General features: G+C 35.2%; 2 protein-coding genes. Both read left to right on the top strand.

All coding sequences use genetic code 11. From position 1 onward, the window contains the following. The first annotated feature begins 57 nt into the window (after positions 1 to 57). On the top strand, positions 58 to 429 hold the full coding sequence (locus DXA54_RS27895) for a DUF2750 domain-containing protein (RefSeq protein WP_008627669.1): 372 nt from the start codon (positions 58 to 60) through the stop codon (positions 427 to 429). A gap of 82 nt (positions 430 to 511) precedes the next feature. After that, positions 512 to 1417 (top strand): immunity 22 family protein, encoded by a 906-nt coding sequence (locus DXA54_RS27890; RefSeq protein WP_009017660.1) that lies wholly within the window; start codon positions 512 to 514, stop codon positions 1415 to 1417. Positions 1418 to 1453 lie beyond the last annotated feature (36 nt).

The following is a 1453-nucleotide window of genomic DNA, read 5'->3' as shown; positions in this document are numbered from 1 at the left end:
CTAACAAACAGATGAAACATTGAAGGCGGTTTATCTGCCGGACATTATGGTAGAAAAATGAACAATAGCAGGATTAAAAATATAGTAAATCTTTCAGCAGCAGAAAGATATGGCTACTTTATTCGTAAAGTTTCAGACTTTGAAGAAGTTTGGGGGTTAAAGGATAAAGAAGGTTGGGCTTTAATGGGAAATAATGAGCAAGTTTTATTTCCTGTATGGAGCGAAAAGGAATTTGCAGAATTGTGTAAATGGGATAACTATCAACCCAATTCTATTCCTCTTGATGACTTCATTGAGAAGTTATTACCGAAGTTAGAAAAAGACAATGTGATGTTGGCTGTATTCCCATTGTCAAAGGGGAAAGGTATAATTCGTACTGTTCAAGAGATAATTGCTGACATAGAGCGAGAGTGTGAACAATATGAATAAACTACCATAACAAGCGGATAAATCTCCCTTGAAAGGTTGATTATCCACCAAACATTAGTCGCTTGAAAAATAAAAAAAGAAAATGAGCAAGATAATGATATGGGTCGGTCAATTCGATTCCGAAGCTGACTTTGAGAAATATATGGATCAATCGGCTTTCCGTCAATGGTGGAAAGAATACGATGAAGACAATAAGGAACTTCGCTGCCAGTTCTGTAAAGAGCTTGGTGTAATGGACTATGACGAAGATTCTCTTATTATGAAATATTCTTCTGAAGGACTTGAGAATCTGTTGAATGTTATTCCGGCAGACACAGATAAAATCAAGGAAATACTAAGAGCGAAAAAAATAACTGTCGCAAATGCGGCAATCATGTATAATAGCCATGAGGGTATATCATTGCAGAAAGCGACGAATACCGTATCGGTATCCTTCTTGGGCTCTTTTATTTTTGAACTTAATCCGACTGGTACAACAGCCTCGACTGCCGGTTTGAAATATATGACATGGATTGGGCATACCGATAAAAATGAAACCGAATTTATGGAGTATTTTAATCAAGAGCAATACCTCAAGGAGTTGGAAGCGTATGAATCCGGTCAGAGCAAAAAGCGTCCCAATCCCGAACATCGTTGTCAGTTCTGTAAAGACTTAGGTATAAAATTCTATTATCCAGAGTTTTTAAGAATTAAAATTGACAAAACATGTACAATGAATTCTGTTCAATTAATTCAATCAGTTATAATAGACAATAATGTACTTGATTGTTGGGTTGAAAAATCATTAAATAGAAATGGCCTTAATAATGCCTCAAATAATTGTACTTTCTGCTATATCCCGAATGGTTTTAGAGATAAAAAGAAAAACCAAAAAGTTTTTATTCTTAAAGAAAACATGAAAGGTCATCTTGGCATACCTAAAAAATATGTTGAAGAGATTGCGGACTATAATGGTCTTCGTTACTTATCAACATTTGAATGGGAATAAGCGACTAACAAACAGCAAACCGACTAAAAAGCGGAA

The organism is Bacteroides sp. OF03-11BH (genome assembly GCF_003604005.1).
In the GTDB taxonomy this organism is placed as follows: domain Bacteria; phylum Bacteroidota; class Bacteroidia; order Bacteroidales; family Bacteroidaceae; genus Bacteroides; species Bacteroides ovatus.
This window is presented reverse-complemented; position numbering and strand designations above follow the sequence as displayed.

Bases quoted from the DNA above. Each gene is read 5' to 3' on its own strand.
- DXA54_RS27895 (WP_008627669.1), top strand. From the start codon at position 58: ATGAACAATAGCAGGATTAAAAATATAGTAAATCTTTCAGCAGCAGAA.
- DXA54_RS27890 (WP_009017660.1), top strand. From the start codon at position 512: ATGAGCAAGATAATGATATGGGTCGGTCAATTCGATTCCGAAGCTGAC.